Raw genomic sequence first — 16,290 nt, 5'->3', positions numbered from 1 at the left:
CCTGCGGTCCGGTGGGGGCGGACCGGTACACCCCGTGCTGCGTGTGGGTCCCCGGTTCCGGTCCTCCGGCGGGAGGAGCGGATTCGGCGGGGTGCCCGCGTGGCGTGGGTCGCCTCAAGGGGGTACGGGTCACCTGCCGGAGCACGCTAGCCAACCGCGGCGCACCTGTGAAGGTTGATGTTCGATATGCCCGATACATTTTCGTGACCTCTTCCGCGCGACGGGCGAACGCCCTGTTCCGGCGGCCGGAACCGCACACTCCGTGGGTGATCCGTCGCTGTGCGCGGACGGCGGGAGGGGTCCGGGGGCGAACCGGCTCCGGACCGTCGGTCCGGCGGCCTAGACTCGTGAGGCGATGAGCAGCCTCTTTGACGACAGTTTCCTGACCGGTCTCCAGCAGCGTGACGAAGGCCCTCCGCCGCCTCCCGAGGAGGACGCTCCCGAAGCGGTGCCGGAGGGCCTGTTCGGGGACGTCTTCGACGCGCCCCCGCCGCGTGAGCCGTACTACCGCGACGGGGCCCCGCGCCCCGTGACCGACCCCGCCGCCCTGCTCGACGGGCTGAACACCGAGCAGCGCGCCGCCGTCGTGCACGCCGGTTCGCCCCTGCTCATCGTCGCCGGGGCGGGCTCGGGCAAGACCCGGGTGCTGACGCACCGGATCGCGCACCTGCTCGCCGAGCGCGGGGTGCACCCGGGGCAGATCCTCGCGATCACCTTCACCAACAAGGCCGCGGGCGAGATGAAGGAGCGCGTCGAGGACCTCGTCGGCCCGCGTGCCCACGCCATGTGGGTCATGACCTTCCACAGCGCCTGTGTGCGGATCCTGCGCCGCGAGTCCAAGCGCCTCGGTTTCACCTCGTCGTTCTCCATCTACGACGCGGCCGACTCCAAGCGGCTGATGGCCCTGGTCTGCCGCGACCTGGACCTCGACCCGAAGCGCTACCCGCCGAAGTCGTTCACGGCGAAGGTCTCGAACCTGAAGAACGAGCTCATCGACGAGGAGACCTTCGCCGGGCAGGCCGCAGACGGTTTCGAGAAGACGCTGGCCCAGGCGTACGCGCTGTACCAGGCGCGGCTGCGCGAGGCCAACGCCCTGGACTTCGACGACATCATCATGACGACGGTCCACCTGCTCCAGGCGTTCCCCGACGTCGCCGAGCACTACCGCCGCCGCTTCCGGCACGTCCTGGTCGACGAGTACCAGGACACCAACCACGCCCAGTACACCCTGGTGCGTGAGCTGGTCGGCCCGGCCGGCGAGGGCGACAGCCCCGGCGAGCTGTGCGTCGTCGGCGACGCGGACCAGTCGATCTACGCCTTCCGCGGGGCGACGATCCGCAACATCCTCCAGTTCGAGGAGGACTACCCGGACGCCACGACGATCATGCTGGAGCAGAACTACCGCTCCACGCAGACGATCCTCTCCGCCGCCAACGCCGTCATCGAACGCAACGAGAGCCGCCGTCCCAAGAACCTCTGGACGAAGGCGGGCGAGGGCACCCGGATCACCGGCTACGTCGCCGACACCGAGCACGACGAGGCGCAGTTCGTCGCCGACGAGATCGACCGGCTGACGGACGCCGGGGACGCCAAGGCGGGCGACGTCGCGGTCTTCTACCGTACGAACGCCCAGTCCCGCGTCTTCGAGGAGGTCTTCATCCGCGTCGGCCTGCCGTACAAGGTCGTCGGCGGGGTGCGCTTCTACGAGCGCAAGGAGGTCCGGGACGTCCTCGCCTATCTCCGGGTCCTCGCCAACCCTGAGGACACCGTCCCGCTGCGCCGCATCCTGAACGTGCCCAAGCGCGGTATCGGCGACCGGGCCGAGGCGATGATCGACGCCCTGTCGCTGCGCGAGAAGATCTCCTTCCCGCAGGCGCTGCGCCGGGTGGACGAGGCGTACGGCATGGCGGCCCGCTCGTCCAACGCCGTGAAGCGGTTCAACACGCTGATGGAGGAACTCCGCACGATCGTGGAGTCGGGCGCCGGCCCGGCGGTCGTGCTGGAGGCGGTTCTGGAGCGGACCGGTTATCTCGCCGAACTCCAGGCGTCCACCGACCCGCAGGACGAGACCCGTATCGAGAACCTCCAGGAACTCGCGGCCGTAGCCCTGGAGTTCGAGCAGGAACGGGCCGAGGAGGAAGGGGCCGGGACGCTCGCGGAGTTCCTGGAGAAGGTGGCGCTCGTCGCCGACTCCGACCAGATCCCCGACGAGGACGAGGAGGGGGCCGGGGTCATCACCCTGATGACCCTGCACACCGCCAAGGGCCTGGAGTTCCCGGTGGTCTTCCTGACCGGCATGGAGGACGGCGTCTTCCCGCACATGCGCGCGCTGGGGCAGACCAAGGAGCTGGAGGAGGAGCGCCGGCTCGCCTATGTGGGCATCACGCGCGCCCGTGAGCGGCTGTACCTGACCCGGGCGGCGATGCGCAGCGCCTGGGGGCAGCCGTCGTACAACCCGCCCTCGCGGTTCCTGGAGGAGATCCCGGACCAGCACCTGGAGTGGAAGCGCAAGGGGCCCATGGCGGCCCCGGCGGGGCCGACGTCGGGGATCACCTCGTCGCTGTCCTCGGCCCGTTCCCGGTCGGGGCCGTCCGGTTTCGCGACCCGGCGGGCGTCGGAGAAGCCGACGGTCACCCTGGTGGTGGGGGACCGGGTCACCCACGACCAGTTCGGGCTGGGCACGGTGACGGCAGTCGAGGGGTTCGGCGACCAGGCGAAGGCGACCGTCGACTTCGGGGACGAGCGGCCGAAGAAGCTCCTGCTGCGGTACGCGCCGGTCGAGAAGCTCTGACCTGCTCCTGCGGATTCCGCGGGGCCTGCGGTTTTCGGTGGCCGGGGGGTCTGCGGGGCCCGCAGGGCCCAGGGTTCCGCGGACTCTGCGGGTTCCGGGGGCCCTGCGGGTTCCGTGGGTTCCGCGTGCTCTGTGAGTTCCGCGGTTTTCGCGGGTCGTACGGCCTGCGGGGCCGTGGTTCTGCCGGTCCCGTGGTCCGGCCGGTGCACGGGACCGGCACCGGCAGAACCACGGGGGACGGCGGTGGCGTCAGTTGGGGTTGATCCCGTGGCTGGCGAACCAGGGCGTCGGGTCGATCGCCGCGCCGCCGCCCGGCCGCACCTCGAAGTGCAGGTGCGGGCCCGTGGAGTTGCCGGAGTTGCCCGAGTACGCGATCACGTCACCGGCCTTGACCGCCCCTGAGCGGATCTTGGTGCTGCTGAGGTGGCAGTACCAGGTCTCGGTGCCGTCGGCCGCGGTGACGATGGCCATGTTGCCGTAGGCGCTGTTCCACTGGGTGCGGACCGTACCGTCGGTCGCCGCCATCACGGGGGTGCCGTACGAGACGGGGAAGTCGATCCCGGTGTGCACGGACATCCAGTTGACGCCGGCCTGGCCGTACGAGGCACTGAGCCCGTGCTGGGAGACCGGGAGCACGAACTTGGGCCGCAGGGCCTCGCGGCGGGCGGCCTCCTTCTTGCGCCGCTCCTTCTCGGCAGCCTGACGTTCCTTCAGGTCGATGCGCTCCTGGGTGCGGGAGGCGCGGTCGGCGAAGTTCTCGGCGTCGGCGCTGAGATTGGCGAGCTGGGTGTCCAGCTTGTTGTTGGCGACGACCGGCTTGACCGTGTCGGCGGCCGCCAGGGACGTGGTCTCGTCCTTCTTCTCCTCCGCGCTCACACCGCTCACGGAGGCCGCGGCGATACCCGCGACGCTCATGACACAGGCGGAGGGTACGGCCACGGTGAGGAGCGCGGAGCGCTTCGCCGGGGTGCGGCGCCGGCCCCGGCTGCCGTTCGCACGCGGGACGGACCGGTTCGGGCGGGCGGCGACGGGCTCCCGGTCCGCGCCCATGTCGATGACCTCGGCGATCTCGGTCACCGCGTCGTGCAGACCGGCTGTGGCCGTGGCCGTGGCCGTGGCCGTGGCTGTGTCCGTGCCGGCCGTCTGCCGGCTGTCGGAGGCGGGCGGGTCCGGGTTCCCGGCGGGCTCGTCGGCGTACTCGTGCGCCTCGTCGGTGTACTCGTGCGACTTGAACTCTGCCGTCCCGTATGCCTCGAAGGCGGCCGTCTCGAACGGTGCCGCCTCGAACGAGGCCGTCTCGTACGGCTCGTGGGGCGTCGTCCGGTGTTCGGCGGACGAGTGCGACGTCTGTTCGGAGGGGTACGTCGTGGTCTCGGACGTGTCGCCGGTGTTCCAGGCGGTGGCGTCCCAGGCTCCGGAGTCGGTGGTCGCGTACCCGGTGGGGGCGTAGGTGCCGGTGGCGTACGCCGTGTCGGTGAACGTGGCGGTGGGGAGGGCGCCGGTGTCACCACCGCCCCACGGATCGGCGGCGGGCCGGTTCCAGCCGGCGGTGTCCCACTGGCCCGTGGCCTCGGGGGAGGGCGCCTGTGCCGGGATCACGGGCTCGGGCGCCCAGACGGCGGTGGTCTCGTGCCCCGCCTGCTGGGCCTGGGCGTCGGAGTGGGAAGCCGCGCCGTACGCCCCGTACACGTCGGCCTGCTGGTGGGCTCCGGTGTCCCACAGGCCCGTGCCGTACTGCCCTGTTTCGTACTGTCCGGTGTCGTACTGCCCGGTGTCGTACGGAGCGTTGTCGTACTGCCCGGTGTCGTACGGATGTTGCCCGGCCTGACCGGCCCCCGCGTGGCCGCCGTACGCTGCCGCGGTTTCATGGGCGCCGTGGTGGTCGTCGCCGAACGTCGCGTGGTGACCGTGGTCCTGGGCGCCGGGGAGCGTGCCGAACAGCGGATCGGCGTCGAAACCGCCGATGGTGGTGGCACTGTCGTATCCGGCATACCCGGCGTGGGGGTGCTGGTCGTTCACCAACTTCTCTCTCGCCTCGGCAGCAGGACCTGTTCTGGGGTCCGGTGGGGGGATCCCAGGGGAGCAGTGGCCGCGACTGTACCCGGCGGTATGCGACGGCGACAATCTTCGCCGGGTTTTGAGCCCCCAGGAATCGGGCAATCGACCGTCTTTCGGGGGAGAGGATGACGACGCTTGGAGCTATGTTCGATATTTGTTCTATTTACTGGTGGGGGGTAGCGCGGGAGTTCGGCCCGGTGGGGGCATTTCGTGCGCACGGAATTCAGGCGACGGAGATATCCGTGGCGGAGGTGCCTGTGGCGAAGGTGGCCGCGGCCGAGGTGCTCGCGGCCGAGATGTCCGCGGCCGAGATGTCCGTGAGGGTGGGTGCCCGCTAGGGGGCCTGTGGTGGAGGCGCCGGACATCTGGCCGGCGGCGGATCCGAGGTTCCTGCGCACCGCGGCGGCGACCGCCGAATGGGCCGGAAGCGCCAGATGGCCGGTCCCGGTCCCGGTGACGCGGACATCGGGTGTGCCGAGGTCCGGGTGATCGACGCGGGCGGTCTCGATCGGCGGCATCATCCGGTCCAGTTCGCTCCAGAAGCTGATGAGCCGGGTTCGGCAGCCCGGGGCGGGAAGGCGTAGTCCCTCGATGAGGTCGGATCCGCTGCGCCTCTGCCGGACGGTGGGGTGCGCCCCGGTCGGCGGGGCGACCGCCGTACCGTCGTGTGGAGTGTGGAGTGCCGGGCGTGACGAGGGCGCGTGCCCGGCGGTCGCCGCCGGGCCGCCGTACGTAGTACCGGGCGATCGGGCCGCCCAGACTGTGGCCCACGATGCCGATCGCGCGGTACCCGGTGCTGGCGTGGATCTCGTCCACAGGCCGGCCCGGCAACTCGGCCGTGGCGCGGGTGCCGCAGGCCGGCGACGGGCAGTTGAGCGATTCCAGGTGGTGCCAGCCGTGCCGGGCGAGCGAACGGCGCAGCAGGCAGCAGTACGAAGACCGAGCGGTTGCCGAGGGAGCCGTGCAGCGGAAGAAACGGGTCGTCGGCGGTTCGGCAGTCGGGTCGGTCGCCGCGTTCGGCGCTGTGCTCACCGCCGGGGACGGAGGCCGGGGGCGCCGGTGGTGGTCTCCAGGGTGTGCGGTGTTTCCGGAGGAGCCTGGGTTTTTGGTGAGGCCGGGGTTTTCGGGGCCGCTGGAGCTTTCGCGCGGGGCGGCGCGAAGGGCCCCGGCGCTCGGGAAGAGGCCCTGAAAGGTAGATCAGTGTGTGTGCGGCGAGGGTCGCGAATTCGAGCGCGGCGGCCCTGACCGGTGCGGATGACGGCCAGGGCGGGTGTCGGCACGGCCAGGACGGCTACGGGGGAGGGGGAGGACCCCCATCGTCCTACCTCCTGCACGGCATGCGGGGCAGGAAGGCCCGGTCCGCATGCCGTTACGGGAGCCACGGGGAGGCGGAGCCCTGTCCTGGGCGAACGGAGCCTGGGCAAACGGAGCGCGGGCCCAGGCCTGGGCCGTGTCACCGTGCCGTGCGGCTGACGGCGCGGTGACACGACGACCTCGTGCGGCTCTCCTGCGGCGGCCCCCCACGCGGCAGGCGGGCTGCGGGGGATGACGCTCGGCGAGCATGTCCCCTGTGTGATTTCCCCCTCCCCGTCCACCGCGAAACGAGACGGTGCGGGATGCTGTGGATAACGTTCGTTCACATACCCGGCCTGTCAGGGACGGGAGAGGCGTGTGGAGGCAATGATGGGTGTGACCGGTCCGATCCGTGTGGTGGTGGCCAAGCCGGGTCTCGACGGCCACGACCGCGGGGCCAAGGTGATCGCGCGGGCGCTGCGGGACGCGGGCATGGAGGTCATCTATACGGGGCTGCACCAGACCCCTGAACAGATCGTGGACACCGCGATCCAGGAGGATGCCGACGCGATCGGCCTCTCGATCCTCTCGGGTGCGCACAACACGCTGTTCGCCAAGGTCATCGAGTTGCTGAAGGAGCGCGACGCGGAGGACATCAAGGTCTTCGGCGGCGGCATCATCCCCGAGGCGGACATCGCACCGCTGAAGGAGAAGGGCGTGGCGGAGATCTTCACGCCCGGCGCGACGACGGCCTCCATCGTGGACTGGGTGAACGCCCACGTCCGTCAGCCGGCAGAGGCCTGAGCCGCCCCGGTCCCCCTCTGCTCGGGCGTCTCCCTGGGGGACTGCCCCGGCGGGGGAGGCTCCGGCTTCGGTCCGTCCCAGGCACCGAGCGCACCGGCCCGGAGTACGGAGCGGACCGGAGCGTGGAGCGGCCCGGAGTACGGGGCGGGCCGGGGCGTAAAGCGGACCGGAGTGCGGAGCGGCGGGCCGGAGCGTGGGGCGGGCCGACTGTCCGCCCGCTCTGGCTCTGCCTGCTGAAGCCGGGCGGGGTGTGCCCCCGGCGTCCTCGTCGGCCTGTCACGGGCCGACGTCGGCGCGCCCGCCGGAGCACCAGGGGGCATCGTCCCCCGAGCCCATGGCCCTTGCGTTCTTGGACCCTTTGAGGCTCCGGGCCTCTGGGCCCCGGGCCGCTCTCCGTCCGTAAGAGATCCGGACGAAAGGGATGCCCGGCTCACGATGGCCGGAGGCGTCCGCTGGAAGCTCCGTCGGCCCAGCTCGACCCGCCCTGCTCAGACTCCTCGCTCTTCCCGGCTTCCTCGGTCCTCTCGACCCTCTTGGCTTTCTCGGCCTTCTCGGTCTTCTCGGTCCGGATCCGGTTCGCCCCGCTGTCGGGCCGGGGTCAGTTCGGCACTCATGGCGGCACGAAGGCGCAGGGTGGACACCAAGCGCCGGAAGGCTTCCGACCAGTAGCCACCCGCGCCCGGCGAAGCGTCCTCCGGTTCGTCCCGCGCCGTGGTGAGCACCTCCAGCCGGTCCGCTTCCGCCGGGTCGAGGCAGCGCTCGGCGAGTCCCATCACGCCACTGAAGCTCCACGGATAACTTCCCGCGTCCCGGGCGATGTCCAGGGCGTCGACCACCGACCTGCCCAGCGGCCCCGCCCATGGCACCGCGCAGACTCCGAGCAGCTGGAACGCCTCGGACAGGCCGTGCGCGGCTATGAAACCGGCTACCCAGTCAGCCCGTTCGGCGGAGGGCAGGGTGGCCAGAAGCTGCGACCTCTCCGAGAGGGAGGCGGTACCCGGTCCGTTCGCCGGGGGCGTCGAGGGGACGCCCAGCAAGGCCCTGGCCCACTCGGGATTCCGCTGCCGCACGGCGGCCCGGCACCATGCCGCGTGCAGCTCCCCCTCCCAGCCGTCCGCCACCGGCAGGGCGACGATCTCCTGGGCGCTACGGCCGCCGAACCGCTCACACCAGAAGCCGAGAGGTGCCGCCTCCACCAACTGGCCCAGCCACCAGGACCGTTCACCGCGCCCGGAGGGTGGTGCCGGGATCACCCCGTCCCGCTGCATGGCGGCGTCGCATTCGTGCGGGGCCTCCACGGCGATGGCCGCCCTGTCACCCGTACGGTCGGGATTCACGCAGGTCGCCGCACGTACCGCCATCCGCCGGGCCAACGCCGAGCCGGGCAGTGCGGACAGCAATTCCGCGGCTGTGGCCCGGACATTACGGCTCCGGTCCGCCAACGCCGCCTCAAGGAAGGGCTCGTCGTCCTCACCGAGATCCGAGCGGAGGGAATCGAGGAACAACAGCCGGTCCTCCGCCCGCTCCGCGGACCATGTGCCGGAGAGCAAGGCCCGCCCGGCAGCGGGATCCTGCGCCCGCACCGCTCCGAGCAGCGCCACGCGTTCCGCGAACAGCCCCTCCTCCCAGAGGCGGAGCACCGCCTCCGGGCCCTCGGTGACAGCGCGCCCGGCGCCGGTCGTGGTGGCGCGCAGAGCGAACCTCCACTCCGGGTTCGACCTCGCCAGCCAGAGACCACGAGGCCCCGCGAACGCCAGCACGTGCGGGCGCAGGTCCGTCCGGGCCCTGGCCGCGTCCAGCAGGGCGGGCAACAACTCGGGCGGCGCGCGGAATCCGCGTTCACCTGCCGTCACCAGCCACTGGGGGATGAGCTCGGTGAGGTCGGGGGCCGCGCCCCGGCGCCCCCCGCCGGCCGGTGCGGTCCGGTCCGCCAGCAGCTGGGCGAGCCGGCGCCGAGCGGCCGCGGGCAGCGGCGGACGGGGGTCGACGGGCGCCGGCTCGGGCAGGGGCGGACCTGCGGCCGGCCGAAGCGCCGCCCGGCGCCGTACCGTGTGCAGAGCCGCCGCCCGCAGCAAGGACGCCGGGCCGTCCGGCAGCCCGGGGCCCGCCCGCAACGGCCGGCGGTCCGTGCCCAGGAGCGCCGAGGTGACCAGCTCGTCCCAGGGGACGGCAGTCTCCGGGGCGGATCGCGCCCCCGCCCCGGTCTCCGGAGCGGTCGCGGGCGTGGTCCCGGTCCGAGCGCCGGTCCCCGGTCCGGCCTCCGCCTGGAAGGGGCCCTCTGTTTCGGACAGGGACTCCGCCCCGGCGTCGGCTCCCGCCGCGGTCACAGGGCGCGCGAGCCTGCCGGCGGCGGCCGGAGCCGGGCAGGAATCCGAAGCCCGGTCCGAAGCCCCGGCCGGGGGCCTGCCCGCAGCCGATGCCGAGGTCCTGATCGCCGTGGTGGTGGGCATATGGGTCCTCTCCGATGCCGATCGGCCGAGCGGGGTGAGCGGGAGCGAGGGCGGGCGGCGGCCTGTCAGACCAGCGAGACGATTCCGGAGCCGCCGGTGCCGTTCCCCGCACCTGGACCGGAACCTGGAACTGATCCGGGGCCGCTGCCGGTATCGGGGCCAGGGACGGTGTGCGTCTCCGTAGTGGTGCCGGTGGCCCAGATCGCCAGCGGGTCGAACCCCCGGTGGCCGCATTCGCCGAAGACCGATACGGGGCCGCCGCCGGCGACCGCGACGAGCTTCCACAGACCGGGGCGGGACAGGGCGGCCGGAACCACCGGCAGGGCCAGGCCGTCCGACGCTCCCACCAGCTGCCAGCCGTCCTTCGACGGCACGGGTATGACCTCGCGCAGGACGGCCGGCCAGGAATCCAGCCAGGGATCGTCCCTCAGGGCCCGCCCGTACGCCTCGGTGGCCTCGGTGACCGAACCTCCGGGAGGCGGCGGCACCGCTCGGGACGGCGGGTCGTACCGCTCGACCAGATCGCTCCGCAACCGGCCGCCCCCGGAGTGGGGAGCGAGGACGGCATCGACCGACGCGCCCACCGGGAAGGCGTACGCGGGCGGCCGTCCAGCTGCCCCGAAGGACAGCAGCAGCGTCGTACGGCCGGACCGTCGGCCGTACAGCCAGGTGCGCCGGGCCGTCAGCTTGCCGTCCGGGGTGTCGTACCGAGCGAGGACCAGCCAGTCGTCCCGGACGGGCGTCCCCCCGGCGGAGGCCGTCAGCCCCACCCGGGTGCGGACGGTGGCGGCCAGCGGGGCGGGCAGCTGCTCCCGGCGCAGCCAGGCGGAGTCCAGCAGATGCAGCAGCGCACACTCCTCCAGCAGCCGCACCGGCCAGTCCGGCCCGGACGCCGTGACCCCCTCCAGCCCCCTCACACGCGAGGCGAGACCGGGGGCCTGGGCATCGACCATACGGGCGGCCGTCTCCTCCCACAGGGCGTACCCCGGCCGGTCCGCCGCCGCCAGCCCGCCGCGCAGCAGGTCGGCGAGACGCTGTTCCAGCTCCATGACGCCTCCGGTGACCCGCTCGGCCCGCCGCTCCGCCCGGCGGGCGGCGGCCTCCGGATCGGCGACAGTCCTGCCGCCCGCCTTCGGGGACCCGGCCCCTCCTCCGGGCCCCCGACGACGGGCCTCCAGCCACTCGGCCGCCCAGAAAGGCGGCGGCCGGTCCCGTGCCACGGCATCACCGGAGCCCCCCAGCAGCAGCAGTCCCAGCGCGTGCCCGCAGGGTGACGTCCGGCTCGGGCAGTCGCACAGATACGCCGGCCCGACGCTGTCGGCCACCGTGTGCCACGAGCCGCCGACGGTGTCCTCGCACCGCCCCCACAGCACCCCTGGATCCGCCGCGCCCACCTCGGACCACAGGCGGGCGGAGGCCAGCCTGCGGGCCGCCGCGCGTGACGCGTCGTCCGGCGCCAGCGCCATCACCTGTTCTGCCGTCAGGCGCACGGCCGGTGCAGCCGCGCGCCCTTGGTCTCCCCCGTTGAACAACATGCCGTCCACGGTAGGACGCACCACTGACAACGCCTGTGACCTGCTGGAATACCGGACAGGTGCCGGTCTTTCACGCTCTCTTCCGTGCTGACCGCCCCCTGCTGACACCCCGTCTCCCCACAGTGCCGAGAAGACGGTTCACTCCTGGTGCGGTCCTGGGCGGGGGCCGATTGTCAGTGCCGTGGTGCACGGTGGAAAGCACATCGGGTCGAACGATCTGGAGGGGGATCCTGACCGTGTCCGAATCCGTCCGCACCACCCCGCCGACCACTGCCGCGCCGGCCACCACCCCGCCGCCGACCGCCACCTCACAGACGACCACCACCCCACCGACGACCGCCGCGCCGACGGCCACCGCCGCGCCGACGGCCGGCACGATCGGGGCGGCCGGCGGGCACGGCGTGCTGAGACCGCACGCCGAGCAGGCATTCGCCGGCGAACTGGCGGCGCTCGCCGCCGCCGACGACCGCCCGCGTCCGGCCCGTTGGCGTCTCTCCCCATGGGCCGTGGCCACCTACCTCCTCGGCGGCACGCTCCGGGACGGCACCGTGATCACCCCGAAGTACGTCGGCCCCCGCCGCATCGTCGAAGTCGCCGTCAGCACACTCGCCACCGACCGGGCCCTGCTCCTGCTCGGTGTGCCCGGCACGGCGAAGACCTGGGTGTCCGAGCACCTCGCCGCAGCCGTCAGCGGGGACTCGACCCTGCTCGTCCAGGGCACGGCGGGCACCCCGGAGGAGGCCGTCCGCTACGGGTGGAACTACGCGCAACTGCTCGCCCGCGGCCCCGGCCAGGAAGCGCTCGTGCCGAGCCCGGTCATGCGGGCCATGGCCGGCGGGACCATCGTCAGGATCGAGGAACTGACCCGTATCCCCGCCGACGTGCAGGACGCGCTCATCACGATCCTGTCGGAGAAGACCCTGCCCGTCCCGGAGCTCGGCCAAGAGGTCCAGGCCGTGCCGGGTTTCAACCTCATCGCCACGGCCAACGACCGCGACCGCGGTGTCAACGAGCTCTCCAGCGCCCTGCGCCGCCGCTTCAACACGGTGGTACTGCCCCTGCCCGCCACAGCCGAGGCAGAAGTCGACATCGTGTCCCGTCGGGTCGAACAGATCGGCCGCTCGCTCGATCTGCCACCCGCTCCCGACGGAGCGGCGGAGATACGACGCGTCGTCACGGTCTTCCGCGAACTGCGCGACGGCGTCACCACGGACGGCCGTACCCGGCTCAAGTCGCCTACCGGGGCACTGTCCACGGCCGAGGCGATTTCCGTGGTGACCGGTGGCCTGGCGCTCGCGGCGCACTTCGGCGACGGTGTCCTGCGGCCCGGTGACGTGGCGGCGGGCATCCACGGCGCCGTCGTCCGGGATCCGGCGGCGGACCGGCTCGTCTGGCAGGAGTACCTGGAGACCGTGGTCAGGGAGCGGGACGGCTGGAAGGACTTCTACCGTGCCTGCCGGGAGATCCCCGCATGACGGCCGACCGCGGACCCGGCGCCGGTACGGCGGAAGGCGGCGTACGGAAAGGCGGTGCGGTGAGGGGCGGTGCGGTGGGAGGCGGCCCCGGGGCACCGGGCGGACCGTATGTGCTCGGCGTGCGCCACCACGGCCCGGGGTCCGCCCGGGCGGTGCTGGCCGCACTGGACCACGTACGCCCCGCAGCGGTGCTCGTCGAGGGGCCGCCGGAAGGCGACGCCCTGGTGGAGCTGGCCGCCCATGAGGGCATGAGACCGCCGGTGGCGCTGCTGGTCCATGCGGTGGACGACCCCGAGCGTGCCGCGTTCTGGCCGATGTCCGCCTTCTCCCCGGAGTGGGTGGCGATCCGGTGGGCGCTGGACCGGCGGGTCCCGGTGCGGTTCATGGACCTGCCGGCCGCGTACGGCCTGGCGGTGCCCGGACAACCGGAGCCGGGCCCGGGCGACGCCCGTGCCATGGACCCGGTCGGTGTGCTGGCCGCCACCGCGGGGTACGACGACGCGGAACGCTGGTGGGAGGACGTCGTCGAGCACCGCTCGGCGGACGGCGCGGAAGACGGCGTACCGGCCTCCTTCGCCGCTCTCGCCGAGGCGATGGGCGCACTGCGCGAGGTGTACGGCGACGGAGGGCACCCCGGGGACGCCGTCCGGGAGGCGCACATGCGGCTGAAGGTGCGGGCCGCCCGCAAGGAGTTCGGGGACGCGGTCGCCGTGGTCTGCGGCGCCTGGCACGCCCCCGCCCTCACGGCGCGGACGACGATCGCCGCCGACAAGGCACTGCTCAAGGGGATCCCCAAGACCAGGGTCAGGACGACCTGGGTCCCCTGGACCAACCGCAGGCTGGCCCGGCACAGCGGATACGGGGCGGGCATCGAGTCACCCGGCTGGTACGGCCACCTCTTCGGGACCCGGGAGCGGACACTCGAACACTGGATGACGAAGGCCGCCGGGCTGCTGCGGGAGGAGGACCACCCCGTCTCGCCCGCCGACGTGGTCGAGGCGGTGCGTCTCGCCGGGGCGCTGGCGGCGGTCCGGGGCCGCCCGGCCGCCGGGCTCCCCGAGGCGACCGACGCGATCCGTGCCGTCATGTGCGGTGGTTCCGACGTCCCCCTCGCGCTGGTGCGGGACCGGCTGGTCGTCGGCCAGGTGCTCGGCGAGGTCCCGGAGACGGCCCCCGCGGCGCCGCTCCAGCGAGACCTGGCCGCGCAGCAGCGCGCTCTACGGCTCCGCCCGGAAGCGGACCGGCGGGACCTGGAGCTCGACCTGCGCAAGGACACCGACGCCGCCCGCAGCAGACTCCTGCACCGGTTGCGGCTCCTCGGCATCGGCTGGGGCGAGACCGTGGCGGGGCGGGGCAGCACGGGCACGTTCAGGGAGAGCTGGCGGCTGCACTGGCGGCCCGAACTGTTCGTCGAAGTCGCGGAAGCCGGCGTGTGGGGGACCACGGTGCTTTCCGCCGCGACGGCCAGGGCCGGGGCCGACGCGGTGTCGGCGGCCACACTCGCCGAGGTCGCCCTCCTCGCGGAGCGGTGCCTCCTGGCCGGGCTGCCGGACGCCCTGGGTGTCGTCATGGGCGCGCTCGCGGACCGTGCCGCCCTCGACGCGGACGTCGGCCACCTCGCGGACGCGCTCCCGGCACTGGCCCGTTCACTGCGGTACGGGGACGTGCGGTCCACGGACACCACGGCCCTCACCGAGGTGGCCGCCGGTCTCGCCGGACGCGTCTGCGTCGGCCTGCCGTCCGCCTGCACCGGCCTCGGCCCCGACGCCGCCCAGGAGCAGTGCCGCCGCCTCGACGAGGTGCACACCGCGGTGGCGCTGCTCACCGGAGGAGGGACGCGGGCGCCGGGACCGGAGGAGGCCGGAGAGGGCGGCACGGCCACCGGCGGCAGGGTGAGGGACGGGCTGCGGGGGCGCTGGCGCGGGGTCCTGCGCGAGCTGGCCGGCCGGGAGGCGGTGGCCGGCCTGGTCCGGGGCCGTGCCGCCCGGCTGCTCCTCGACGACGGCGGACTCACCCCGGACCGGGTGGCCCGGCTGATGGGCCTCGCCCTCTCACCGGGCACTCCGCCACCCGACGCGGCGGCCTGGGCGGAAGGCTTCCTGGGGGTGGCGGCCGGCGGCGGGATGCTGCTCGTCCACGACGAGCGGCTCCTGGCCCTCGTCGACGACTGGCTGACCGGTATGCCCGCCGAGGCATTCACCGCTGTGCTGCCCCTCCTCCGCCGCACGTTCTCGGCGTACGAACCAGGAGTACGCCGCACGCTGGGCGGCCTCGTGCGGCGCGGGCCGCACCCCGGCGGCGCTCCCGGCCCGGCCGGTGCCACCGCCCCGGGCTTCGGCCCGGACCTCGACGAGGAGCGGGCGGACGCGGTGGTCCCGGTGCTGCGCCTGCTGCTGGGACCCGGCACGCGAGCGGACGCGAGGACACCGGCCGGCACACGAACGGACGCGAGGACACCGGCCGGTGCGGGGCCGGCCGGTCCGGCGGCCCGTACCGGGGAAGCAGGCGGGAACACCGCGGGGAAGTCCCTGCGGGAAGGAGAAGGAGGCGGGAATGACGGCGACCGCGCATGAGACCGAGCGGGAGCGCCGCTGGCGCCTGGTGCTCGGACCGGACGGGGCCGGAGGCGGCGGGCCGACGCTCACCGGCGGCGACGCCGGTATGGACGCCGCGCTGACCGCGCTGTACGACGCCGGAGGGAGGCCGCAGAGCCGCAGCGGCGCCGACCGGGCCGGGGGACTCGGGGCCTCGGCGCCGTCCGTCGTCCGGTGGCTGGGCGACATCCGCACGTACTTCCCCGACTCCGTCGTCCAGGTCATGCAGCGTGACGCGATCGACCGGCTGGGGCTGTCCGCCCTGCTCCTGGAGCCCGAGCTGCTGGAGGCGGTGGAGGCCGACGTCCACCTCGTCGGCACACTGCTCTCCCTGGACAAGGCGATGCCCGAGACGACGAGGGAGACGGCGAGGGCGGTCGTACGCAAGGTCGTCACGGCCCTGGAGCAGCGCCTCGCCACCCGTACGAGAGGCGCTCTCGCGGGGGCGCTGGACCGTTCGGCCCGTACCGTCCGGCCGCGTCCCCAGGACATCGACTGGCACCGCACTATCCGGGCCAACCTCAAGAACTACCTGCCCGCGCACCGCACGGTCGTGCCGGAACGGCTGATCGGCCACGGCCGTACCGCCCGGGCGGTGAAGAAGGACGTCATCCTCTGCGTCGACCAGTCCGGGTCGATGGCGTCCTCGCTCGTCCACGCTTCGGTCTTCGGCGCGGTGCTCGCCTCCGTGCGAGCCCTGTCGACGCGGCTCGTCGTGTTCGACACCGCCGTCGCCGACCTCACGGAGCAGCTCGACGACCCGGTGGACGTGCTGTTCGCCACCAGGCTCGGCGGCGGCACGGACATCAACCGCGCCCTCACCTACTGCCGGTCGAGGATCACCCGGCCCGCCGACACCGTCGTCGTCCTGATCAGCGATCTCTACGAGGGCGGCGCCCGTGAGGAGATGCTGGGACAGGTGTCGGCGATGACGGCGTCCGGAGTGCGGTTCGTGACGTTGCTCGCACTCTCGGACGAAGGGGCGCCGGCCTACGACCGGGAGAACGCGGCGGCGCTCGCGGCCCTCGGCGTCCCCGCGTTCGCCTGCACCCCCGATCTCTTCCCGGAGGTGATGGCGGCGGCCCTGGAGAAGCGGCCCCTGCCGATACCGGACACCGCCTGACCGCCGCGCGCGGATCCCGCCCGGCCCCGCCCGGCTGCCATGTACACGGGACACCCGGCCGGGCACCGCCCGCACCGCCGGACCGGGGCGGGCCGGGGCGGGCGATACGGGGCGGTGCGGACCGGGACGGGGCGTGGGCCCGCCCCGCGGGAGCGGCCGCCGCACCC

The 16,290-nt window shown here is 73.4% G+C and carries 8 protein-coding genes and 1 pseudogene; 5 read left to right on the top strand and 4 right to left on the bottom strand.

Features of this window, described 5'->3' with window-relative positions:
* Window positions 1-355: 355 nt before the first annotated feature.
* Entirely contained in the window at window positions 356-2,791 is a 2,436-nt protein-coding gene (gene pcrA, locus CP967_RS12865) for a DNA helicase PcrA (protein WP_150488128.1), read from the top strand.
* A 249-nt stretch (window positions 2,792-3,040) separates the two neighbouring features.
* On the opposite strand, the gene CP967_RS12860 is transcribed toward pcrA, so the two are convergent.
* Entirely contained in the window at window positions 3,041-4,810 is a 1,770-nt protein-coding gene (locus tag CP967_RS12860) for a M23 family metallopeptidase (RefSeq protein ID WP_150488127.1), read from the bottom strand.
* A gap of 609 nt (window positions 4,811-5,419) precedes the next feature.
* Window positions 5,420-5,620: pseudogene (locus CP967_RS35410) on the bottom strand (hypothetical protein); the annotation flags it as partial.
* Between the two features lie 912 nt (window positions 5,621-6,532).
* On the opposite strand from CP967_RS35410, the gene icmB reads away from it, so the two are divergent.
* Window positions 6,533-6,946 (top strand): coenzyme B12-dependent isobutyryl CoA mutase small subunit, encoded by a 414-nt coding sequence (gene icmB, locus CP967_RS12850; RefSeq protein WP_150491825.1) that lies wholly within the window; start codon window positions 6,533-6,535, stop codon window positions 6,944-6,946.
* 488 nt (window positions 6,947-7,434) lie between these two features.
* On the opposite strand, the gene CP967_RS12845 is transcribed toward icmB, so the two are convergent.
* Window positions 7,435-9,237: a DUF5691 domain-containing protein gene (locus tag CP967_RS12845; RefSeq protein WP_373300322.1), complete on the bottom strand. Its 1,803-nt coding sequence runs from the start codon at window positions 9,235-9,237 to the stop codon at window positions 7,435-7,437.
* Window positions 9,238-9,461: 224 nt separating this feature from the next.
* Window positions 9,462-10,931: an SWIM zinc finger family protein gene (locus CP967_RS12840; RefSeq protein WP_150488125.1), complete on the bottom strand. Its 1,470-nt coding sequence runs from the start codon at window positions 10,929-10,931 to the stop codon at window positions 9,462-9,464.
* 377 nt (window positions 10,932-11,308) lie between these two features.
* Here CP967_RS12840 and CP967_RS12830 point away from each other — a divergent pair, with 377 nt between their 5' ends.
* From CP967_RS12830 to CP967_RS12820, 3 genes are read left to right on the top strand one after another with little or no spacing between them, the layout of a single operon-like run.
* A complete protein-coding gene (locus CP967_RS12830; RefSeq protein WP_150491824.1) occupies window positions 11,309-12,406 on the top strand; it encodes an ATP-binding protein in 1,098 nt (365 codons plus the stop codon).
* Complete coding sequence (locus CP967_RS12825) at window positions 12,403-14,979, top strand: DUF5682 family protein (RefSeq protein WP_229888158.1); 2,577 nt, start codon at window positions 12,403-12,405, stop codon at window positions 14,977-14,979. Before CP967_RS12830 ends, CP967_RS12825 begins: the two co-directional genes overlap by 4 nt.
* Window positions 14,960-16,123, top strand: a complete 1,164-nt coding sequence (locus tag CP967_RS12820; RefSeq protein WP_150488124.1) for a VWA domain-containing protein — start codon at window positions 14,960-14,962, stop codon at window positions 16,121-16,123. Before CP967_RS12825 ends, CP967_RS12820 begins: the two co-directional genes overlap by 20 nt.
* Window positions 16,124-16,290: the final 167 nt, after the last annotated feature.

It is taken from the genome of Streptomyces nitrosporeus, assembly GCF_008704555.1.
GTDB classification, from domain to species: Bacteria; Actinomycetota; Actinomycetes; order Streptomycetales; family Streptomycetaceae; genus Streptomyces; species Streptomyces nitrosporeus.
Note: the sequence above shows the minus strand (reverse complement) of the source record. Positions and strands in the feature narration are given on the sequence as shown.

Coding starts and splice junctions, on each gene's coding strand:
- pcrA (WP_150488128.1), top strand. CDS start 356: ATGAGCAGCCTCTTTGACGACAGTTTCCTGACCGGTCTCCAGCAGCGT.
- icmB (WP_150491825.1), top strand. CDS start 6,533: ATGGGTGTGACCGGTCCGATCCGTGTGGTGGTGGCCAAGCCGGGTCTC.
- CP967_RS12840 (WP_150488125.1), bottom strand. CDS start 10,931: ATGTTGTTCAACGGGGGAGACCAAGGGCGCGCGGCTGCACCGGCCGTG.
- CP967_RS12825 (WP_229888158.1), top strand. CDS start 12,403: ATGACGGCCGACCGCGGACCCGGCGCCGGTACGGCGGAAGGCGGCGTA.
- CP967_RS12820 (WP_150488124.1), top strand. CDS start 14,960: ATGACGGCGACCGCGCATGAGACCGAGCGGGAGCGCCGCTGGCGCCTG.